Source organism: Lysinibacillus sp. NPDC096418 (assembly GCF_044762775.1).
GTDB lineage: Bacteria > Bacillota > Bacilli > Bacillales_A > Planococcaceae > Lysinibacillus.
In genome coordinates this window covers 1-22246 of record NZ_JBIWEY010000033.1, presented here as the reverse complement: position 1 = coordinate 22246, position 22246 = coordinate 1, and the positions used below count along the sequence as shown (strand labels likewise).

The window sequence follows — 22246 nt, the reverse complement described above, 5'->3', positions numbered from 1 at the left end:
TTTTTTTGTTATATATAATGAAGAGAGAAACCTATTGTAACAAACAGTTTCATCAAATTGATTACATGGCCTAGAAAGGTCGCTTAATTTTTAAGGAGGAGCATTTTTTTTATGTCAATTGAAGTAGGCAGCAAGGTACAAGGTAAAGTAACAGGAATCACAAATTTTGGAGCGTTCGTAGAACTTCCAGATGGAAAAACAGGATTGGTGCACATTAGTGAAGTTGCTGACAATTATGTAAAAGACATTAACGAACATCTAAAAGTTGGAGATGTAGTAGAAGTAAAAGTGATGAATGTTGAAGCGGACGGAAAGATTGGTCTTTCAATCCGTAAAGCAAAACCTCAAGCTGAGAGACCAGAGCGTCCTCAACGACCACGCCGTGACAATCGCTCAAATGATCGTAATGAACGCCATCAACCTAAAGAAAACTTTGAGCAAAAAATGGCACGTTTCTTAAAAGATAGCGATGAACGCCTTACAACGCTAAAACGAGCTACAGAATCAAAACGCGGTGGCCGTGGAGCTAGAAGAGGGTAATTTGCTGACTGTTTTAATCGTAGAAAAAGTGTATTAAATAGAGTAAGGGATTAGATTTTGGTCACTACAAAATCTAATCCCTTTTTGTCTAACCTACAATGTTGAGGTAGGTCTTTTTTTCTTTTTTTGAATTGTTTCTGATGCCTGCTCGGTAGTTGCCATTGGCATTTTGTCAGATGGATTTGCTATCATTTTAACAAGTAGAAAAACACCGTATACGCTGATAACAAGACCTGCAAGAAGTAATAATATCTGTAGGGGTAATGGCATTTTGATGAGTATAGATACAAGAATAAACATGGACCCACCCCCGCAGATAAAAGCGGCTTTTGATAATTGACCCAAAGTGAAGGTACCTCCTATAAAAAAACAAATATCTAATTTAAGTATGCCACAATCTCCATTGGCAAATATACTAAAAGTACCCGCGAATATGTACAAATTAAAAGATAAACGGAATTTTGGTACTATGAAACTTATTGGTTTATTTATTGATAGGCCATGCGATGTTAATTTGGAAAAAGAAAAGCCTGTAATCCTTTTAGAAAGGATGCAGGCTTTTCATAAATTATTTTGTATAAGATAGTACTGCATTTTTCTTAAAACGTTTTAATGCTTGTGTTGCTTCACCTTTATTTGTGTATTCGAAAATACGAACGTCCTTTTGTTCAAATACTGTAATAACCCACATTGTAAAATCTCCCATCATTTTTTGATTTCTGTAATATAACAACCACGGTGAATGTGATGCTTGTGTCAAACTGTTTTATAACAACTTCTTACTTGATACTCATTCTACGCCAATTTTTAAAAAAGAAAAGTATAATGTGAGATACTTCACAAACTGTTCAAATTTCAAACGCTTTCATTGAACAAATTGTGAAAATACGTAATTTTTAGTTATGTTAATGTGGGGAATTAGCTTTTACTGTATGAAGAAAGACTGAAAAGGCTAAGTTCAAAATAGATTAAAACTCGTTATTGTTAACTCTGTTAAAAAACACTTTATTCTGTCTTGTTCTTTTTTAGACAATGCCTCGTACTCAAGTCTTTGTTGTTCGGAAAGTTCCTCGAGCTCCTCATAACTGACCGCTCTCGCTAAGACAGATCCGCTAATTTCAGCGGCCAATTGGTGTGCAGCGACAATACTTGTAAAAGCAAAGGCTTGCTCTTCGTCATTAGTAAATATAGGAATATCTATTTTCTTTTGATAAAAGCAATCTTCTACTTGCACCACATAATATTTAATCGAATCCATTATTCATCTCCTTAATTTATGATTTTTATTAATATGTGAAACTTTGTTAGGCATAGGAAAAGGCGTCTCAGAAATATCTCTGAGACGCCTTTTTACAAGATGACCCCTACGGGATTCGAACCCGTGTTACCGCCGTGAAAGGGCGGTGTCTTAACCGCTTGACCAAGGGGCCAAATATATGGTGGCGGCCGAGGGGATCGAACCCCCGACCTTACGGGTATGAACCGTACGCTCTAGCCAGCTGAGCTAGGCCGCCGTGAAAAGATATGGAGCGGAAGACGAGGTTCGAACTCGCGACCCCCACCTTGGCAAGGTGGTGTTCTACCACTGAACTACTTCCGCACGTATTTTAAACAACAAAATAAATAATACAAGCGATTAAAACAAGTGTCAAGGGTATAAATGATAAAAATCAATTAAAAATGATAAATAAACATTGTGTAAGTGAGGTTTTGTAGTAGTTAATGCAAATAATCGTATTTATGTATACGTATTCGTCGAAATATTTATATTTTTTTCCGCCATCGTCAGACAACCTTTCCATGAATACTTTTTTATAATTACAAAAAAGTGGGGAAAGGGGTTAATGTAATGACAAACGTTGAATGGTATGGAACAACGGATGCAGCAGACCAAAAATTTGAAGCAAAAAAGATGCAATTTTTGATGAGTATTCTCTTTTTTGTAACAGCTTTTTTTTTAGCACAATCTGTTGTATTTGAAGCCGCAGTACCTTTTTCAGTACCTTTTTGGGCAATCGTTCGGAAAAAGTATCGGAAATACACAACGGCCGTATTTGTTGGAAGTATGATAGGCTGTTTTTTCTTAGGTTTTGGACAAGTTGTTATTTTAGCACTTCAAATTTTATTGTATGAGTGCTTTGTACGTTTTCGTTATTGGCATATGCCCCAAAGTGTTGCAGTTTTTTCAGCTGTTCTTTTAGTACAAATCGCATGGCAAGGAGTTGCCTATCAAGGGTTGCCACCAGCTCTTGTACAATTTTATATTGGCTGTGAGGCTGCATTAGCGTTGATCATGACATTGTTTATGCAAGTATTGTTCGTCAAGACGCATGAATGGTTTACTGATCATTGGACGTATGAAAGAATTGGCTCTGGTCTTGTGATTTTTGCGGCGATGCTAACCGGTATGAATGCTGTTGTTATTGGATATTTTTCACTCCCTCTTTTTTTACTACAGCTTATTATTTGTTTTGCTGCTTTTGTTGGTAGTGTTCCGTTAGCCACGGTGGTTGGGGCAGTTCTCGGTACATTGATAGGTGTTGCAAAATTATCATTTACAGGTATGCTATCAGTTGCAACTTTAACGGGATTATTCGCTGGGATGGGGGCACGTGGGGGGAGATTTAGTGTAGCGATTTGTAGTATAGCGCCAAGTGTGTTTTTCTTATTTTACGATGAGACATTACCGTTAGATAGTGTATATTTCACATCAATTGTATTTGGTAGTATTATGTTTTTATTTATACCAAAAAGTCTTTCAAATGCAGTTCAAGAAAAGTTATTTCCGCAAAAAGAGGAGATTTTATTGGCGCGTCAGCACTGGCTAACAGAGCATGTCGCCATGAAGTTAGAACACTTCCAGCATTTTGTGCAATTTATGAAAGAACTTGTATTTGAACGCTTTATGACGACCCCTGTGGCGACGAAAGAAGACGTGGCACCGATGAATACTTGCCTAAGTTGTTTTCGTTATGATAGGTGCTGGGGTGCCCAAAATAATGGCATGGATAAGCTCATGACTGAGTGGTTCCATATAAAAGGGGTGGGTAAAGAATCAGCAATTCATCGGGTAGAGGAACAAATTCGTACAAAATGTGTAAAGTCCGCGAAGGTTTTTGAAGAACTGGATGCTGAATTATATAGAGAGCGCATTAATGGGCAATATTTTCATGGTAAAAAAATGATTGCGCTACAACTAAGAGATATGAGTAATCATTTAAATCAACTTATTGCAGAGATGAAGGAGGAGACCATTTCTTTTGTTAGTGTGGAGAAGGAAATTATTCAACGTTTGAAAGCGGCAAATATTGATTGTTTTCAGTTAGATGTATTGAATAATAAGCCGGGGGCACGTAAGATTGTTTGCGCGATGGCGCCAGCACGTGTGGACTGGGAACATGATACGACATTAGCAGAGCGGCTTATACTACCGATTTTATATGAAATTTTTGATGAGCCGTTTGAAATTGAAAAAGTAGTACCGTGTGATGTACCATTCAGTCACATTCAAATAAGCTTTAGTTCTGCTATTAGCTTTGAAGTAGAGTATGATATATACAGTATGTCAAAGGATGATACGTTATACTCTGGTGATTCTCACGAGTTATTCCAGTTACATCCGGGGTTGTTCGCGATTTTACTGTCAGACGGAATGGGGCAATCGAAAGAAGCACAACATGAGAGTAGAAAGCTCATTCATTTAATGCGAGAATGTCTGAATTATAATATGAATCCTGAAACAGCTATGCATACGCTACATTATGTCATGTCATTAAAACAACAAGATGATATGTATGCGACACTCGATTTTGCTTTAGTCGATTTACAGCACGGTGATTTATGGTCGTGGAAAGCTGGCGGTATGTCTACGTATATTTTACGTGGCAAAGAAGTCATTAAAGTTGAAAGTAAAGCGGCACCAGTGGGGTTTTTATCGATTTCTGCTGTAGAGGCAGAGAAAAGAAAGCTCAAGGCTGGAGATGTCATTATGATGCATTCTGATGGCCTGTTTTCAAACTCAGCAAATTGGGATGAGCAGGAAGAAGCATTTTTGAGTTATACAAAGCAAGTTGCAGGTACAAACATTTCGATACAGGAGAAATTAACAACAATAATGCAGTCTTTCCAAGAGTATTATGAGGTAGAAGATGACTGTACTGTTTTAATGTTAGAGATTACGCATGTCATTCCAACGTGGGCTGTTTTTAGACCAATGGAATATTCGATGAGTAAAACGTCATAAGTCGTAATATAATAACGAAAAGGGGAGGAGAAGCGTTTGTCATTTGAATTAAAGGTCAAACAATTTATTGAAAAAGAACAGTTACTACAGCAAGACGATCATCTTCTCATCGCCGTTTCGGGTGGCGTAGATTCAATGGCACTTTTACATTATTTTGTGAAGACAAAAATACAATGGAATATTGAAGTAGAGGCTGTGCATGTAGATCATATGTTAAGAGGAGAGGCATCTGCACAGGATCGAGCGTTTGTCCAACAGTATTGCGATGCTCAAGGCATTACTTTACACGCAACAGCTATTCCTATTCCTGAGATTATTGCTGCGGAAAATGGTAACTCGCAGCTTATTTGTCGTAGAGAGCGTTATCGTTATTTTGAAGAAATCTTACAAAAAACGAGTGCTACAAAACTTGTAACTGCACATCATGCGGATGACCAACTGGAATCAGTATTAATGGCTTTAACGAAAAATGCCACAGTGAATGGTATGCAAGGTATTCGACCACAGCGCATTTTTAATAAAAAATCATTAATTCGTCCGTTTTTAACGGTTACAAAATCTGAAATAAGGGAATATTTACAGAAGCAAGGTCAAAATTTCCGAGAAGATGCGAGTAATAGTAAGGATGCTTATTTGCGCAATCGTTTTAGACATCATGTCGTGCCAGTGCTTGAAGCTGAAAATCCACGCGTAGCTGAACAAGTAAGTCATTTTACGAAGCACTTACAAGAAGATGATGCACTCCTAATGGCACTTGCCCAAGAAGCATTTTCGAAGATAGTAAGGAAAAATAACGGAAATATGTATACTTTGGAAATTAAGGAGATACAATTGATACCACTTGCTTTACAAAGAAGGCTGGTTTTAATACTATTAAACTATCTTTACAAAGATTCTGATACGATACAAAGTTATGCATTATTAACTTCACTATTAAAGCTATGTGATACGACATCTGGTAATGCTGAAGTTCATTTACCAGAAGGATTTATAGCAGTTCGCGGCTATGGTAAATTGACGATTCAGAAGAAAGAAGTAAGGCAATTAGATACTTTTACTTACAAGGAAATAATTCCACGTGCGAATGAATGGACAACACTAGACAATGGTGTGCGTTTATACATAGCAAAATTGCCGGAAATGGCTCCTGAATTGTTCGCGGGTACTGCACCACTTTATTATTTTGACGCTAGCAAACTTACACTTCCACTCTTTGTTAGGACACGTAAGGAAGGAGACCGAATACTGTTAAAAGGAATGGATCAGCCAAAACGCTTATCTCGCCTTTTTATAGATGAAAAGATTCCTTTAAATGAGCGAAATAGCTGGCCGTTACTCGTTTCTCAAACTGATGATGTAGTAGCGGTAATTGGTGTGCGTATGGGTGTTCATTTTTCAATAACTGCGCGGCCAAACGATGATACAGTGCTCATCGTAGACTAATGGTCTTTGTAAAATGTTTAACCTTTCAAGGCGGTTGGAAATTTTTGATACAACATGAGGAGGAATCGATATGATACAAAATGACATCGAGAAAATTATTATTACAGAAGAACAATTACAAGAAAGAATCGCAGAACTAGGTGCACAATTATCAGAGGAATATCAAGATTCATTCCCATTAGCAGTAGGTGTACTTAAAGGTGCAATCCCGTTCATGGCAGACTTAATGAAGCGCTTCGATTCTTTCATCGAGTTAGACTTTATGGATGTTTCAAGTTATGGTAATGCAACAGTTTCATCTGGCGAAGTGAAAATTTTAAAAGATTTAAATACAAGTGTTGAGGGACGTGATGTATTAATTATCGAGGATATTATCGATAGCGGATTAACATTAAGTTACCTAGTAGACTTATTTAAATATCGTAAAGCAAAATCAATTAAAATTGTGACACTTCTAGACAAGCCATCAGGTCGTAAAGTAAATTTATCGGCTGATTATGTTGGTTTCAAAGTACCAGATGGTTTTGTAGTTGGTTATGGTTTAGACTACGCGGAAAAATACCGCAACTTACCATATATCGGCATTTTAAAACCAAAAGTCTATTCTTTTTAAATGAGTAAATTTGTTTGAATTCCGACAAAATTTCGACAAAACTTATTTTACTTAGGGCTTTTCGTTGTATGATGAAATCGTGATATGTTAAGATTTTACTTATAATTTTTCTGTATGTAATGAGGAGGCTGGAGATGAATCGAATATTTCGATATACCATATTTTATTTACTGATTTTCCTTGTGATTATCGGTATTTTTGGTACTTTCAACAATGGGAAATCACCAACGAAAGAATTAACTTATCATGAGTTCGTGACTGCTCTCGATAAGAATAAAATAACAAGTGCAACCATTCAACCGGATAAATCAGTGTATATCGTTGAGGGTACGATGGAAGGTTATGAAAAGGGGCAAACCTTTACAGTAAATATTCCACGCGATAACCAATCGTTAATGGACCGTATCGATAAAGCTGCCGATGAAAATAGCGATATTAAGTATTTAACGGCGCCAGAAACAAGTGGATGGATTCAATTCTTCACAGGAATCATTCCGTTTATCATTATCATCTTCTTATTCTTCTTCCTAATGAGCCAATCTCAGGGCGGTGGTAATAAGGTAATGAGTTTTGGTAAAAGTAAAGCAAAACTATATGATGATCAAAAGAAAAAAGTAAGATTTACAGATGTAGCGGGTGCAGATGAAGAAAAAGCTGAACTTGTAGAAGTGGTTGATTTCTTAAAAGACCACCGAAAGTTCACTGAAATTGGTGCGCGTATTCCAAAAGGTATTCTACTAGTAGGTCCTCCAGGTACAGGTAAAACATTACTTGCTCGTGCAGTCGCTGGTGAAGCTGGTGTGCCGTTCTTCTCAATTTCAGGTTCCGACTTCGTAGAAATGTTCGTTGGTGTCGGTGCATCTCGTGTACGTGACCTTTTCGAAAATGCGAAGAAAAATGCTCCATGTATCATTTTCATCGATGAAATTGATGCTGTAGGTCGTCAACGTGGCGCAGGTCTTGGTGGTGGTCATGATGAGCGTGAACAAACACTGAACCAATTATTAGTTGAAATGGATGGATTCGGTGCTAACGAAGGTATTATTATCATCGCGGCAACAAACCGTCCAGACATTCTAGATCCAGCATTACTTCGTCCAGGTCGATTTGACCGTCAAATTACAGTTGGACGTCCAGATGTAAAAGGTCGTGAACAAGTGCTTAAAGTGCATGCTCGCAATAAACCTTTATCAGATCAAGTGGATTTAAAAGCTATTGCACAACGTACACCAGGTTTCTCAGGTGCAGATTTAGAAAACTTACTTAACGAAGCGGCTCTTGTAGCAGCGCGTCGGGGTAAAAAGAAAATTGACATGTTCGATATTGACGAAGCAACAGACCGCGTTATTGCAGGTCCTGCAAAATCAAGTCGTGTTATTTCTAAAAAAGAGCGGAATATTGTGGCATTCCACGAAGCGGGTCACGTTGTTGTCGGTCTGACACTTGACCAAGCTGAAAAAGTACACAAAGTAACAATTGTCCCTCGTGGTCAAGCAGGTGGTTATGCAGTGATGCTTCCAAAAGAAGATCGTTACTTCATGACTAAACCAGAATTACTTGATAAAATTGCCGGTTTACTTGGTGGTCGTGTAGCGGAAGATATCGTCTTTGGTGAAGTATCAACAGGTGCACATAATGACTTCCAACGTGCAACGAGCATAGCGCGCTCAATGGTAACTGAATATGGTATGAGTGATAAACTTGGGCCAATGCAATTTGGTTCAAGCCAGGGTGGTAACGTTTTCTTAGGACGTGACATTAACTCAGACAAAAACTATTCAGAATCAATTGCGTTTGAGATTGATAAAGAAATGCAGTCTATGATTGTTGAGCAATATGAGCGTACAAAACAAATTCTTACTGAAAAACGAGAGCTTTTAGATTTAATTGCGACAACTTTACTTGAAGTTGAAACATTAGATGCACAGCAAATTGAGCATTTACGCGATCATGGTACATTACCAGAGCGTGTAGCTGAACCAACTGTTATTGAAGAAAACAAAACAATTGGTTTAGAAAAAGATGCTGATACAGTCGTGGAAACAGCTGGTACTACTTCGCTTGATAAAGAGGTAGTGGGTAAAAAAGCAGATCCAACAACTGCAGATTTAACAAAAGAAGGTAGCGTACAACAGGACGCACCGCAAGGCATTAAAGAAAAACGTGATTAATTATGTAAAAGGCTGTTTACCATTTTTGTAAACAGCCTTTTCTTTTGCCTTTATTTGATTGAAAGAAGTAGGATATAGGTGGTGACTTGTGCATCTACATAATGAACCGATAGGAGTGTTGAAAATGGAAAATGTAACATTGAATAATGGTCTTAAAATGCCTCTAGTGGGCTACGGAGTATTTCGTGTGCCAGACGGAGAAGATTTAGCGGAGGCTGTGAAAATCGCCATTACGACAGGTTATCGTAGTATTGATACAGCACAAATATACGGCAATGAAGAAAGTGTAGGACGCGGAATTCGTGCTGCTATTGCCGAAGGTTTAGTAACACGTGAAGAACTATTCGTAACATCTAAGGTTTGGAATGATGGTCTTTCTTATGAAGAGACATTAGCTGCTTGTGATAGTAGTTTAGAGAAATTAGGGTTAGATTATTTGGATTTATATTTAATTCATTGGCCTGGCATAGATACGAATCATGTAGAAGCTTATAAAGCGCTTGAAAAAATTTATCAAGATGGGCGTGTGCGCTCAATCGGTGTAAGTAATTTCCACGTACATCATTTAGAAAATTTACTGGCACAAACGACTGTTGTACCAGTCATTAACCAAATTGAGTTTCATCCGCATTTAACTCAAACTGAAGTACGTGCGTATTGTCATGAGCATGGAATTCAAGTAGAGGCTTGGTCACCACTTATGAATGGCGCATTACTTGAAGAAGAGCTAATCCAACAGCTTGCTGCTAAATACGATAAAACACCAGCACAAATTGTGCTACGTTATGACGTGCAGCATAATGTCGTAACGATACCTAAAACGATGACACCTACGCGTATGAAAGAAAATTTAAGTGTTTTTGATTTTGCTTTAACGAATGAGGAAATGGCGCAACTTGATGCAATGAACGACGGTTTACGTTGTGGTCCAGACCCAGAAAAATTCAATTTTAAATAATATGCAAAGAGCTACCTAAATAACTTTTAGGTTAGCTCTTTTTTGTAAGTATGAAAGTTATTTTTCGCATTAAAACTGTGGTATGATTTTCTAAAGTGTCGTTATAATAGAGGTGTTATTCGTGATTTTGGTGTTAGATGCAGGTAATTCAAATATTGTTTTAGGTGTGTATGAAGAAGATAAACTTGTTTTTCATTGGCGTATGGTAACGGATCTTCATAAAACAGAAGATGAATATGCGATGCAAGTGCAGGCCTTTTTCAATCATGCAGGCATTTCATTTGAACATATTAAGGGCATTATTATATCCTCTGTTGTACCACCAATTATGTTTTCGCTTGAGGCGATGTGCCAAAAGTATTTTCATAAAAAGCCACTTGTTGTTGGGCCGGGTGTGAAAACCGGGCTAAATATTAAGTACGAAAATCCCCGTGAAGTCGGTGCTGATCGTATTGTTAATGCTATAGCAGCGTTAGATACCTATAAAACTCCATTGATTATTGTGGATTTTGGGACGGCGACGACATACTGTTACTTGAACGAGAAGGGTGACTATATGGGTGGTGCAATTGCGCCGGGTATTACGATTTCAACCGAAGCACTCTATACGCAGGCAGCAAGATTACCACGTATTGAAATAATGCGTCCGACTAATGTCGTTGGCAAAACAACAGTTTCTGCCATGCAGGCTGGTATTTTTTATGGTTTTGTCGGCCAAGTAGAGGGAATAGTCAACCGTATGAAGGCGCAAAGTAAGGAAGAACCACTTGTAATTGCAACAGGTGGATTAGCGAATTTAATTGCAGGAGAGACACAAGCAATCGATGTTGTTGATCCGTTTTTAACACTAATAGGTTTATATAAGCTATATAAACGCAATCAATAAGGAATGAGGGATTTCTTGAATATGAAAGATTATTTAGTTAGAGGTTTAGGATTTAATGGACAAGTACGTGTATTTGCTGCTTGTACAACTGCAACGGTTGGAGAGGCACAACAGCGACACAATACGTGGCCAGTCGTATCGGCAGCATTAGGCCGTTCAATGACTGCAGGTGTTATGATGGGTGCAATGCTTAAAGGTGAAGAAAAAATTACGATCAAAATTGAAGGTAACGGTCCAATTGGTCCTATGGTTATTGATAGTAACGCAAAAGGTGAAGTACGCGGCTTTGTAACAAACCCACATGTTCATTTTGATTTAAACGAACAAGGCAAGCTAGATGTACGCGCGGGCGTAGGTACAGAAGGTGCATTAACAGTTGTCAAAGATCTAGGTTTACGTGATATGTTCTCAGGACAAACACCAATCGTTTCAGGTGAAATTGCAGAGGATTTCACATATTACTTTGCTACATCTGAACAAGTACCTTCATCAGTAGGATTAGGTGTGTTAGTCAACCCAGACAATACGATATTAGCGGCAGGGGGCTTTATTCTTCAATTAATGCCTGGCTGTGAAGAGGAAACTATTGATGCAATTGAGCAACATTTAGCCAATTTAGAACCAGTATCAAAAATGATTGAAAAAGGATATACGCCAGAACAAATTTTAGAGGCCGTATTAGGTGAAGGAAATGTCCAAATTTTAGATTCAATGCCGGTTGAATTTAAATGTCAATGTTCAAAAGAGCGATTTGGTGCAGCAATCTTAGGCTTAGGTGAACAAGAAATTCGAGAAATGATTGAGGAAGACGGAAAAGCGGAAGCGCAATGTCACTTCTGTTTAGAAGCGTATCAATTCTCTAAGGAAGAATTAGAAGGTTTCATCGATGAGCTCAACGCGTAATCCAAGACGCAAGACAACAACACCAAATCAAACGCCCTTATCGCAACGCCGTTTAAAGACAAAACCGGTATTAGCATTACTTGCTATTTTGTTATTAGGAAATGTTTTATGGTTTATTTCTTGGTTAATCCCAGACAAAGGGAAAGAGACTGGCAGCGACGAGCAAGTCGCTGTCATCGATGGTGATGTCATTACACGCCAGGACTGGATGATCGCAATGGAAGAGCGTTACGGAAAAGAAACACTACAAAATTTAGTGAATGAGTCTGTAATGGAAAAGGCTGCAGAAAAATTTAAGATTAAAGTATCTGATAAAGAAATTGATCTTGAACTTGCTTTAATGCGTTCGGCTCAAGATAAATTTGATACAGCAACTCAAAATCTTTCAGATGCACAACTACGACAAAAAATTCGTTCACAACTTATTTTAGATAAAGTGCTTACAAAAGATATTGGCATTGAAGAATCTAGTATCAAAAAGTATTACGAAGAAAATAAAGCATTATACAATATTGAAACTAGCTATCGCACAAGTATCATAGCGGTAGACTCGAAAAAAGCGGCAGATGAGGCGTTAAGTGAATTGAAAGATGGCTCTGAGTTTTCCGTGTTAGCCCGTGAGATTTCTATAGATAGTGCATCTGCTAGCCTTGGTGGGGATATTGGTTTTATTACAGAAAAGCAAGAAAATGTAGATGCAGCGATTAAAAAAGCTGTTAAAGGGCTGTCTGCTAATAAGGAAAGTAAGGTTATAAAGTTAGATAATGGACATTATGCAATCGTTCAAGTTCAAGAAGTGGCAAAAGGTCAATCGTTTACATATGAAGATGTGAAAGAACATATTGAACGTGAACTTGCATTAGAGCAAATACAACAATCAATAACACCAGAAGCGTTTTGGTCAGAATTTAAAGCAACTTGGTATTATAGTGAAGAGAAAAAATAATGTGAAGCTAGAAGGTACTGTACTTTCTAGCTTTTTTACTTTAACTATTCATAATCATAAACTGCACAATAAATATTCTGAAAATATCGGTTTTATTTATTGACAACAGCTTGGAAAACTTGATAAAATACAAATTAAGTAAAACCTATAAAAATAGTAGGGATTGGGAGTGTGATTATTTATGAGTAAATTAGCAAACTCGGTGGCAGAATTAGTTGGTAAAACACCAATCGTAAAATTAAACAACGCAACAGGTGAAAATGAAGGCACAGTTTATGTGAAATTAGAATACTTTAACCCAGGCAGTTCAGTAAAAGACCGTTTAGCTTTAGCAATGATCGAAGCAGCTGAAAAAGATGGCACATTGAAACCAGGTGGTACAATTATTGAACCAACTTCAGGTAACACAGGTATCGGTCTAGCAATGATTGCTGCGGCAAAAGGCTATAATGCTATTTTAGTAATGCCAGAAACAATGAGCTTAGAGCGCCGTAATTTATTACGTGCGTATGGTGCAGAAATTGTATTAACCCCTGGACCGGGTGGAATGAAGGCTGCTATTGCAAAAGCAGAAGAATTATCTGCAGAGCATGGCTACTTCTTACCACAACAATTCACAAATGCTGCAAATGCAGAAGTGCACCGTTTAACGACAGGTCCTGAAATTGTGGAAGCATTCGAAGGATTAAAGTTAGATGCATTCGTAGCAGGTGTTGGTACAGGTGGTACAATCACAGGTGCTGGAAGCGTTCTAAAAGCTGCGTTCCCTGGCATTGAAATTATTGCTGTTGAGCCAAAAGACTCTCCAGTACTTTCAGGTGGTAACCCAGGACCGCATAAAATTCAAGGTATTGGTGCTGGTTTTGTACCAGAAGTGTTAGATACAGAAGTTTATGGCTCGATTTTCCCAGTAGAAAACGAAACTGCTTTTGAAGTGGCTCGTAAAGTAGCGCGTCAAGAAGGTATTTTATGCGGTATATCTTCAGGTGCAGCGATTCATGCGGCAATTGAAACGGCTAAACGTTTAGGTAAAGGATCTAATGTTCTAGCAGTAGTTCCTTCAAACGGCGAACGCTATTTATCTACACCGTTATATCAATTCGAAGACTAATTTCTCCTTTTATACGGCGAGTCTCTCATAATCTGAGGGCCTCGCTTTTTATTTTGTATAAAAGATTAGCATCTCTGCATCGTTCACGTTAAGATGGAATCAAATAACATGATTTAAAGGAGATTTTACGTGTGAATACATTATCTACGACGACATTTACAATGAATGCCGACGCATTTTTTTATAGTTATAAGAGACAAACAGAGGACGAAAAGGCCCATGTATTTTTAGAAAGCGGACGTGGTGGGCACTTTACGATTGCAGCATGGCAACCATTAGCAACAGCTCGTTCAGTTGAAGGTGGCCTGCAGGTTACATGGCGTGACGGAAAAAGCGATTTTTTTTACGGCGAGCCTCTCGCTTTGCTCGAGGACTTATTAAAAAAATATGAAGTTCCTTACAACACTGCTTTACCTGCTTTTCAGGGCGGGGCGGTCGGCTTCGTGTCGTATGATTATGCGCGGAAAATTGAAGAACTACCTAGCCTTGCGATGGATGATTTAGCAGTACCGGATACTTACTTTTACTTATGTGATTACTGGGCGGTACATGATGTACATACGAATACCGTGACACTCATGAAGCTTCCGAGCTGTGATATAGATTTAACAGAGCTTTCTAACACTTGGCAAATAGCTGCAAAAGAAGGATTAGCAGTGCGTAAGTTTGAAAAATCGGGCGCAGTTGAAGTGCTAAATGATGAAAACGAACTTCATGTATCATTTGCAGGTACTGACTTTGAAACTGCTGTAAGTAAAATCCAAACATATATTGCCCAAGGCGATGTATTTCAAGTGAATTTGTCAGTGCGTCAATCAAAGAATTTAAATGCAACTGCGATGGATGTTTATGAGGCATTGAGAGCGTTTAATCCATCACCGTATATGGCTTATATTGAGGCGCCTGATTTTGCAGTGGTATCCGGTTCACCAGAACTTTTAGTGAAACGCCATGGGGATGAGTTATCGACAAGACCAATTGCAGGTACACGACCGCGTGGTAAATCAGAAGAGGAAGATCTGGCTCTGGCACAAGAGTTAATCGATAACGAGAAAGAACGTGCTGAGCATGTGATGCTAGTAGACTTAGAGCGTAATGATTTAGGACGAGTTTCAGCTTATGGAACAGTTGAAGTGGATGAATTTATGGTCATTGAACGTTATTCACATGTGATGCATATTGTTTCAAACGTGCGTGGGAAAATTGCTGAAGGTAAAACAAATGCAGATGTCGTTCGTGCGATGTTCCCTGGAGGTACAATTACAGGTGCACCGAAAATTCGCACGATGGAAATTATTGAGGAACTAGAACCAGTTCGTAGAGGCTTATATACAGGCTCGATTGGCTGGCTGGGTTATACCGGCGATATGGAGTTTAATATTGTGATTCGCACAGCATTTGTTAAAGACGGCGTAGCGCATATTCAAGCTGGAGCTGGTATAGTTATTGATTCGATTCCCGAGAAGGAATATCAGGAGTCTCTTAATAAGGCAAAAGCAATGTGGCAAGCGAAAGCAATGGCGGAGGAGCGTTCAAAATGATTTTAATGATTGATAACTATGATTCTTTTACGTATAACCTTGTTCAGTATTTTGGTGAATTTGGCCATGAATTAATTGTGAAGCGAAACGATGCGTTAACAGTTGAGGAGATTGAGCAACTTGCGCCGGATATGATCGTGATTTCACCAGGACCGTGTAGCCCAAATGAAGCAGGTGAAAGTTTAAATATTATTAAATATTTCGCAGGAAATATTCCGATTTTAGGTGTATGTCTCGGGCATCAGGCAATTGCGCAAGTATTCGGTGGTAATGTAATTCGCGCAGAGCGTCTAATGCACGGTAAAACTTCGCCTGTTATACATGCTGAGATTGGCCTTCATGCAAAAATGCCAAATCCGTTTCAAGCAACGCGCTACCATTCGCTTATTGTCGAGAAGGAGTCGTTACCGGAATGTTTCGATGTGACAGCGTGGACGGCAGAGGGTGAGATTATGGGGATTCGTCATAAAGAATACGCAGTCGAGGGTGTTCAGTATCATCCTGAATCGATTATGACTGAGGAAGGTAAAAAGTTATTACGCCACTTTATCGAGTTGTACGTGGAGGGAGCTAAGTAAATGCAGTGCTGGATGAATGGGGAATATGTGGCGGCATCAGATTTACGTATCTCGCCTTTTGACCACGGTTTTTTATACGGTCTTGGATTTTTTGAAACGTTTCGAACGTATGAGGGGAAGATTCTGTTTTTTGAAGCGCACATGGAAAGGCTTCAAGCTGCGCTCACGCAGTTCCGCATTCATATGCCTTATACGGCGGATGAGCTAATAGCAGTTGTTAAACAACTAAATGAACAGGCAGATGGACAGGACGGTTATTTTCGTATAAATGTATCGGCTGGCGAGCACGGCATTGGATTGCAGCCAACGGAATATACGAAGCCGAACGTTATAGTATTTCGCAAAGAGCTACATGCGGCACCAAGTGGGCAAGAAAAAAGAGCGCAGTGGCTAGAAACGCCGAGGAATTCACCGGAGTATGGCGTCCGTGTAAAATCGCATCATTATGGAAATAACGTGCTTGGTCGTTTTGAAATGCCATCTTTAGCGACGCAGGAAGGTTTCTTTTTAACGGAAGAGGGCTATGTGGCAGAAGGTGTGACCTCAAATATTTTTTGGGTGAAAAATGATATACTGTATACGCCTTCTTTGGAAACGGGGATTTTACCTGGTATTACTAGAGAATGGGTTATACAAGAGGCTAAGCAATTGGGTATTCAAGTTGAAGTAGGTTTATTTACGAAAAGTGACTTAGAGCAGGCATCGGAATGTTTTATTACAAACTCAGTACAAGAGCTTGTGCCGATTAATCTGCTTGAGGATACACAGTTATTAGGAAACAAAGGTCCTGTCTACACACGTTTACACGAAGCGTATGTTGAGGAAATAAAGCAGTGATATAAGGAGCATTACTAATGTTAGAAAAATATACAGCACCGTTAACGCTAAACGGTATACCTTTGGACTACACAAAGGAAACTTTTATTATGGGTATTTTAAACGTCACACCGGATTCGTTTTCAGACGGCGGTAAATATTACAACGTAGAAGCGGCTGTCGCACAAGCGAAGAAAATGGTCGAGGACGGCGCAAAAATTATTGATGTTGGTGGCGAATCTACACGTCCAGGCTATGAGCGTATTTCCGATGAAGAAGAAATTGCGCGCATAGTGCCTGTAATTAAAGCGTTATTGGCGGAAGTACCAGCGATTATTTCGGTGGATACGTATAAAGCAAGTGTCGCACGAGCAGCTGTTGAAGCGGGTGCACATATTATAAATGATATTTGGGGCGCAAAAAGTGAACCTGAAATTGCCCAAGTGGCAGCGGAATTAAATGTACCCATTATTTTAATGCATAACCGAGTAAACAAAGATTACGGCAATGATTTTTGGGCTACAGCAAAGGCTGATTTAGAAGAGAGTATTTTAATTGCTCATAAGGCGGGTGTGCCAGACGCGCATATTATTTTAGATCCAGGGATTGGTTTTGCAAAAACAACGGCGCAAAACATTACTATGATGCAACATTTAGATGAGTTAGTGGCGATGGGCTATCCTGTTCTTCTAGCAACTTCGCGTAAATCGATGATTGGCAATGTCTTAAAGCTACCTGTAGAAGAGCGTGTTGAAGGTACGGCTGCGACTGTCGTTTATGGCATTGAAAAAGGTTGTCATATAATTCGTGTACATGATGTAAAGGAAATGGCACGTGCAACTTATATGACGGACGTATTAGTTGATAAACGTATGTATGAGGAGGAAGCCTAATGGATTATATTCATTTAAAAGATATGCAGTTTTATGGTTATCACGGTGTATTAGCCGCTGAAACGACGCTTGGTCAACGTTTCCGCGCTAATGTTTCACTTGCTGTTGATATGCAAGAGGCTGGCGAAACAGATGATTTAACCTACACAGTGAACTATGCAGAGGTGTATGCGTTGTGTCGTGACATCGTAGAAGGTGAGCCATTTAAACTTATTGAAGCACTTGTATCAAAAATAGCCAATAGTATTCTAACTACTTATCCAGATAAAGTGAAAGGTGTCCGTGTGGAACTCATTAAGCCAGATCCACCGATTCACGGTTATTATAAAGAAGTATCAGTTGAAGTAACGCGAGGCGATTTTTAATGAATGATGTGTATTTATCTATCGGGACCAATATTGGCGAGCGCTATGAAAATTTACAATATGCCATTAGGCTATTGAAGGATACTGAAGGTGTAGAGGTGGAACGCATTTCTTCTGTCTATGAAACAGCAGCTGTTGGCTTTACTGATCAAGCTGATTTTTTAAATATTGCTGTTCACGTGAAAACGATACATTCCTCTAGCGAGATGCTGAAGATTTGCCAATCCATCGAAAATGCATTGGGACGAGTGCGTGAATTCCGGTGGGGTCCTCGGATCATTGACCTTGACATTTTGCTCTACAATCACGAAAATATTGAAACTGAAAGCCTAATTGTTCCGCATCCAAGGATGTATGAACGAGCTTTCGTGCTAGTGCCACTGATTGACATTACGCCGACACCAGAGAATAACCAATTACAGCTTGTACACCTAACAATGGAACAGCTGAATCGCGAGAAAGAAGGCGTAAGTTTATGGAAAACGGTCGATACGGTAGAAGAATTCGTGCGTTCCGAAAACTAAAACGCATGCAACAAATTGAATTTGCCAAAAAGATAAGTATTTCAACGACTATCCTAGGTAAAATCGAGCGAGGGGAAAAAATGCCATCAGTGGAATTATTAACGATGATTGCACAAGCATTAGAGATAGATATACAGGAATTAAGGGGCAAGGACCCACGAGGAGGAGGAAACAACGTTGAATCATTCAGCTGAAAAGCCGTTTCAAATTGGCGATATTGTGATGGACAACCGTGTTGTTTTAGCGCCAATGGCTGGTATTTGTAACTCTGCTTTCCGTCTTACAGTAAAAGAGTTCGGGGCAGGGCTTGTTTATGCCGAGATGATTAGTGATAAAGGAATTGTCCAAAAAAACGAAAAGACATTAGGTATGTTATATATCGATGAACGTGAGAATCCACTTTCATTACAAATCTTCGGTGGCGATAAAGAAACGCTAGTGGAAGCGGCTAAATATGTAGATCAAAACACTACTGCAGACATTATTGATATTAATATGGGATGCCCGGTTAATAAAATTATTAAATGTGAAGCAGGCGCACGTTTACTGCTTGATCCCAATAAACTATACGAAATGGTAGCGGCAGTAGTTGATGCAGTAAAAAAACCGGTCAGTGTAAAAATGCGTATTGGTTGGGATGACGAACACATATTTGCAGTGGAAAACGCACAAGCAGCAGAACGCGCTGGTGCATCGGCTGTAGCTGTTCACGGCCGTACACGTGTACAAATGTATGAAGGTAAGGCTAATTGGGATTATATTCGCCAAGTAAAAGAGAATGTCAACATTCCTGTACTAGGTAACGGCGATGTCGAAACACCACAAGATGCAAAACGTATGCTGGATACTACAGGTGTAGATGCTGTGATGATTGGTCGCGCAGCGCTAGGCAACCCATGGATGATATATCGTACTGTGCAATATTTAGAAACGGGCGAATTAAAAGAAGAACCAGGTGTACGTGAAAAAATAGATGTATGCTTACTTCACTTTGAACGTCTAATGCAATTAAAAGGTGAAGCTGTAGCAGTTCGTGAAATGCGTAAACATGCTTCTTGGTATTTAAAAGGTATTCGTGGCAACGGTAAAGCGCGTAATGCTATTAACCAAACGGAGACGGCGGTAGAGCTTCGTGCATTATTAAATGCATTGGTGGATGAATACGAAGCAGCATACCTTCCGACAACTCCAAAAGAAATTATTATATAAGCAACAAAGTCCCTTTTTAGTGCAATACTATTTAGGGATTTTTTCTGACTTTGATATTGTTTGAATTATTAATTATCTTCAAGCGTACTGAAATTAAACCGAAACAGATGAATACAGGTTTGAAATTGTGTACAATAGAAATATTATGGACGTAAACGCGGACAATTTAATAAGGAGTGAAACAAGTGTCAAATATTGAAGAATTAAATGATCAGCTTTTGGTGAGACGCCAAAAAATGACGACTATTCGTGAAAACGGTCAAGATCCATTCGGTAGCCGTTTCGAACGCACGCATTTATCTACAGAAGTACTAGAACAATTTAGTGATCAATCTAAAGAACAATTAGAAGAAAATCTACAAGAAGTTATAATTGCAGGTCGAATTATGACGAAACGCGGAAAAGGTAAAGCTGGTTTTGCGCATATTCAAGATTTAGGTGGTCAAATTCAAATCTACGTACGTCAAGATCATATTGGCGAAGAAGCTTATGAATTATTCAAGCAAGCTGACCTAGGTGATATTGTAGGTGTTCGTGGTAATGTATTCCGTACACAAGTAGGGGAGCTTTCAGTAAAAGCTGAAGAGTTTACATTCTTAACAAAGTCACTACGTCCGATGCCGGAGAAATTCCATGGCCTACAAGATGTAGAGCAACGCTACCGTCAGCGTTATTTAGACTTAATGACGAATGAAGATAGTAAAGCGACTTTCATTACACGTTCTAAAATCATTCGTGCGATTCGTAACTACCTTGATAACATTGGTTACTTAGAAGTAGAAACACCGATGCTTCATACAATTGCGGGTGGTGCAGCGGCTCGTCCGTTTATTACTCACCATAATGCACTTGATATGGAACTATATATGCGTATTGCTATTGAGCTTCACTTAAAACGTTTAATCGTCGGTGGACTTGAAAAAGTATACGAAATTGGTCGTGTATTCCGTAACGAAGGCATCTCAACACGCCATAATCCAGAATTTACAATGATCGAGCTGTATGAAGCGTATGCTGATTACAAAGATATCATGTCTTTAACAGAAAACTTAATCGCACATGTTGCACAAGAAGTACTAGGTACAACGACGGTTCAATACGGTGAAGACGAAATCAACCTAGCAGTAGGTTGGAAACGTGTCCATATGGTAGATATCGTTAAAGAAGCAACTGGTGTTGACTTCTGGCAACCAATGACGAAAGAACAAGCACAAGCGTTAGCGAAAGAGCATGGCGTAGAAGTAAAACCAACGCATGAAGTAGGTCACGTTATCAATGAATTCTTTGAGCAAAAAGTTGAAGAAACATTAGTTCAACCTACTTTCGTTTATGGACATCCTGTGGAAATTTCTCCACTTGCCAAGAAAAACCCTGAGGACGAGCGCTTCACAGATCGTTTTGAGTTATTTATTGTACGTCGTGAGCACGCAAATGCTTTCACGGAGTTAAATGATCCAATCGACCAACGTGAACGTTTCGTTGCACAGTTAGCCGAAAAAGAAGCGGGTAACGACGAAGCACACGAAATGGATAATGATTTCGTAGAAGCATTAGAGTACGGTATGCCTCCAACAGGTGGTCTAGGTATTGGGATCGACCGTTTAATCATGCTCCTTACAAATTCGCCATCAATCCGAGATGTGCTATTATTCCCGACGATGCGTCATATTACGAAATAGTTATAATAGAAGGAGACCTCCTGTAACGAGGTCTCCTTTCAGACTGTAGACAAAGTCGATTTTTTCGACTTTGTCTACTATTTTTGATTTGAATCAAATATCCAGCAATTAAACTGTAATTTTAAAAATCCTTTAATATCAGTGTTTCTTGAGGTGTTCTAGATTAAGAAATTCTTTTAAGAATATAAAAGAGCGTCAGACCTTACTAATTTTCTGCTCGAAAACTAGTTTGTCGACAATCTGGAAGGAGACCTCCTGTAACGAGGTCTCCTTTTCTTTTTAGTTAAGATTTTAATAAACTGGATTTATAGTAGAAAAAATCGAATTATTAAGAAGTAATGATTTATAGTAACAGGATTATTCGCTCGAAAAGACATCAATCTTCTTGTTGTTTCGATACTCGAAAAAAACACGATATTTTTTTAAAAAAGTACTTGCGCAAATTATGAGAACGTGATAAATTATTACTTGTCCTTAACAAGACGCAGAAAAACAAAACAATTTCAAATCAAATTATAATTTCGGTTGTTGACAACAATGATCGAAAATGATAAGATTTAAAAGTTGCTCGCGGTAAGCGAGAGAAAACATTTTAAAAAAGTGTTGACAACGAAATTGAGATATGCTAAGATATAAAAGTCGCTGAAACAAGGCGACAACAAAATGAACCTTGAAAACTGAACAAGCAAAACGTAATCAATAACGTTTTAAGTAACTAACAACTAAGTTAGCGAACGAAACATAAGTAATAAATAGATATCAACTTTTAGTTGATACGCTAGCAAAGCTAATGAGCTTTCAAACTACTTTTATGGAGAGTTTGATCC

At 38.8% G+C, this 22246-nt stretch carries 22 protein-coding genes and 3 tRNA genes; 19 read left to right on the top strand and 6 right to left on the bottom strand.

Features of this window, described 5'->3' with window-relative positions:
- The first annotated feature begins 111 nt into the window (after nucleotides 1-111).
- Nucleotides 112-540, top strand: coding sequence for a S1 domain-containing RNA-binding protein (locus tag ACIQZG_RS19455; RefSeq protein WP_402757124.1), 429 nt, complete (start codon nucleotides 112-114; stop codon nucleotides 538-540).
- Nucleotides 541-633: 93 nt separating this feature from the next.
- On the opposite strand, the gene ACIQZG_RS19450 is transcribed toward ACIQZG_RS19455, so the two are convergent.
- The 6 genes from ACIQZG_RS19450 to ACIQZG_RS19425 all read right to left on the bottom strand — a co-directional run bounded on the left by ACIQZG_RS19450 (nucleotide 634) and on the right by ACIQZG_RS19425 (nucleotide 2140).
- Nucleotides 634-840 carry a hypothetical protein gene (locus ACIQZG_RS19450; RefSeq protein WP_402757123.1) on the bottom strand — a complete coding sequence of 69 codons (207 nt, stop codon included), beginning with the start codon at nucleotides 838-840 and terminating at the stop codon, nucleotides 634-636.
- Nucleotides 841-1108: 268 nt separating this feature from the next.
- On the bottom strand, nucleotides 1109-1231 hold the full coding sequence (locus ACIQZG_RS19445) for a hypothetical protein (RefSeq protein WP_402757122.1): 123 nt from the start codon (nucleotides 1229-1231) through the stop codon (nucleotides 1109-1111).
- 267 nt (nucleotides 1232-1498) lie between these two features.
- Entirely contained in the window at nucleotides 1499-1798 is a 300-nt protein-coding gene (locus tag ACIQZG_RS19440) for a hypothetical protein (RefSeq protein WP_402757121.1), read from the bottom strand.
- A gap of 100 nt (nucleotides 1799-1898) precedes the next feature.
- Nucleotides 1899-1970 (bottom strand) — tRNA-Glu (locus tag ACIQZG_RS19435).
- Nucleotides 1971-1977: 7 nt separating this feature from the next.
- A tRNA-Met gene (locus tag ACIQZG_RS19430) sits at nucleotides 1978-2054 on the bottom strand.
- 11 nt (nucleotides 2055-2065) lie between these two features.
- Nucleotides 2066-2140: transfer RNA gene (locus ACIQZG_RS19425), tRNA-Gly, on the bottom strand.
- Nucleotides 2141-2389: 249 nt separating this feature from the next.
- Between ACIQZG_RS19425 and ACIQZG_RS19420 the strand changes: the two genes are divergently transcribed.
- From ACIQZG_RS19420 to lysS, 18 genes are all read left to right on the top strand, one after another.
- Entirely contained in the window at nucleotides 2390-4783 is a 2394-nt protein-coding gene (locus ACIQZG_RS19420; protein WP_402757120.1) for a SpoIIE family protein phosphatase, read from the top strand.
- Between the two features lie 36 nt (nucleotides 4784-4819).
- Complete coding sequence (tilS, locus tag ACIQZG_RS19415) at nucleotides 4820-6226, top strand: tRNA lysidine(34) synthetase TilS (protein WP_402757119.1); 1407 nt, start codon at nucleotides 4820-4822, stop codon at nucleotides 6224-6226.
- Nucleotides 6227-6296: 70 nt separating this feature from the next.
- Nucleotides 6297-6839, top strand: a complete 543-nt coding sequence (gene hpt, locus ACIQZG_RS19410; RefSeq protein WP_402757118.1) for a hypoxanthine phosphoribosyltransferase — start codon at nucleotides 6297-6299, stop codon at nucleotides 6837-6839.
- 134 nt (nucleotides 6840-6973) lie between these two features.
- Nucleotides 6974-9010 (top strand): ATP-dependent zinc metalloprotease FtsH, encoded by a 2037-nt coding sequence (gene ftsH, locus ACIQZG_RS19405; protein WP_402757117.1) that lies wholly within the window; start codon nucleotides 6974-6976, stop codon nucleotides 9008-9010.
- A 124-nt stretch (nucleotides 9011-9134) separates the two neighbouring features.
- On the top strand, nucleotides 9135-9968 hold the full coding sequence (locus tag ACIQZG_RS19400; RefSeq protein ID WP_402757116.1) for an aldo/keto reductase: 834 nt from the start codon (nucleotides 9135-9137) through the stop codon (nucleotides 9966-9968).
- A gap of 121 nt (nucleotides 9969-10089) precedes the next feature.
- Nucleotides 10090-10854: a type III pantothenate kinase gene (locus ACIQZG_RS19395; RefSeq protein ID WP_402757115.1), complete on the top strand. Its 765-nt coding sequence runs from the start codon at nucleotides 10090-10092 to the stop codon at nucleotides 10852-10854.
- Between the two features lie 21 nt (nucleotides 10855-10875).
- Nucleotides 10876-11757: an Hsp33 family molecular chaperone HslO gene (hslO, locus tag ACIQZG_RS19390; protein ID WP_402757114.1), complete on the top strand. Its 882-nt coding sequence runs from the start codon at nucleotides 10876-10878 to the stop codon at nucleotides 11755-11757.
- Nucleotides 11741-12703: a peptidyl-prolyl cis-trans isomerase gene (locus tag ACIQZG_RS19385; RefSeq protein ID WP_402757113.1), complete on the top strand. Its 963-nt coding sequence runs from the start codon at nucleotides 11741-11743 to the stop codon at nucleotides 12701-12703. The genes hslO and ACIQZG_RS19385 overlap by 17 nt, the downstream gene beginning before the upstream one ends.
- A gap of 181 nt (nucleotides 12704-12884) precedes the next feature.
- Nucleotides 12885-13814 carry a cysteine synthase A gene (cysK, locus tag ACIQZG_RS19380; RefSeq protein WP_402757112.1) on the top strand — a complete coding sequence of 310 codons (930 nt, stop codon included), beginning with the start codon at nucleotides 12885-12887 and terminating at the stop codon, nucleotides 13812-13814.
- 161 nt (nucleotides 13815-13975) lie between these two features.
- The gene (locus tag ACIQZG_RS19375; RefSeq protein ID WP_402757158.1) at nucleotides 13976-15355 is read left to right on the top strand and encodes an anthranilate synthase component I family protein; all 1380 of its coding nucleotides are present in this window, start codon (nucleotides 13976-13978) and stop codon (nucleotides 15353-15355) included.
- The gene (gene pabA / locus ACIQZG_RS19370) at nucleotides 15352-15933 is read left to right on the top strand and encodes an aminodeoxychorismate/anthranilate synthase component II (protein ID WP_402757111.1); all 582 of its coding nucleotides are present in this window, start codon (nucleotides 15352-15354) and stop codon (nucleotides 15931-15933) included. The genes ACIQZG_RS19375 and pabA overlap by 4 nt, the downstream gene beginning before the upstream one ends.
- Nucleotides 15934-16770: an aminodeoxychorismate lyase gene (pabC, locus tag ACIQZG_RS19365; protein ID WP_402757110.1), complete on the top strand. Its 837-nt coding sequence runs from the start codon at nucleotides 15934-15936 to the stop codon at nucleotides 16768-16770.
- Between the two features lie 17 nt (nucleotides 16771-16787).
- Nucleotides 16788-17642: a dihydropteroate synthase gene (gene folP, locus ACIQZG_RS19360; RefSeq protein WP_402757109.1), complete on the top strand. Its 855-nt coding sequence runs from the start codon at nucleotides 16788-16790 to the stop codon at nucleotides 17640-17642.
- Nucleotides 17642-18007: a dihydroneopterin aldolase gene (gene folB / locus ACIQZG_RS19355; RefSeq protein ID WP_402757108.1), complete on the top strand. Its 366-nt coding sequence runs from the start codon at nucleotides 17642-17644 to the stop codon at nucleotides 18005-18007. The genes folP and folB overlap by 1 nt, the downstream gene beginning before the upstream one ends.
- Nucleotides 18007-18531 carry a 2-amino-4-hydroxy-6-hydroxymethyldihydropteridine diphosphokinase gene (folK, locus tag ACIQZG_RS19350; protein WP_402757107.1) on the top strand — a complete coding sequence of 175 codons (525 nt, stop codon included), beginning with the start codon at nucleotides 18007-18009 and terminating at the stop codon, nucleotides 18529-18531. Before folB ends, folK begins: the two co-directional genes overlap by 1 nt.
- Entirely contained in the window at nucleotides 18483-18725 is a 243-nt protein-coding gene (locus tag ACIQZG_RS19345) for a helix-turn-helix domain-containing protein (protein ID WP_402757106.1), read from the top strand. Before folK ends, ACIQZG_RS19345 begins: the two co-directional genes overlap by 49 nt.
- Entirely contained in the window at nucleotides 18709-19740 is a 1032-nt protein-coding gene (gene dusB / locus ACIQZG_RS19340; protein WP_402757105.1) for a tRNA dihydrouridine synthase DusB, read from the top strand. Before ACIQZG_RS19345 ends, dusB begins: the two co-directional genes overlap by 17 nt.
- Before the next feature lie 176 nt (nucleotides 19741-19916).
- Nucleotides 19917-21419 carry a lysine--tRNA ligase gene (gene lysS, locus ACIQZG_RS19335; RefSeq protein WP_402757104.1) on the top strand — a complete coding sequence of 501 codons (1503 nt, stop codon included), beginning with the start codon at nucleotides 19917-19919 and terminating at the stop codon, nucleotides 21417-21419.
- Nucleotides 21420-22246 lie beyond the last annotated feature (827 nt).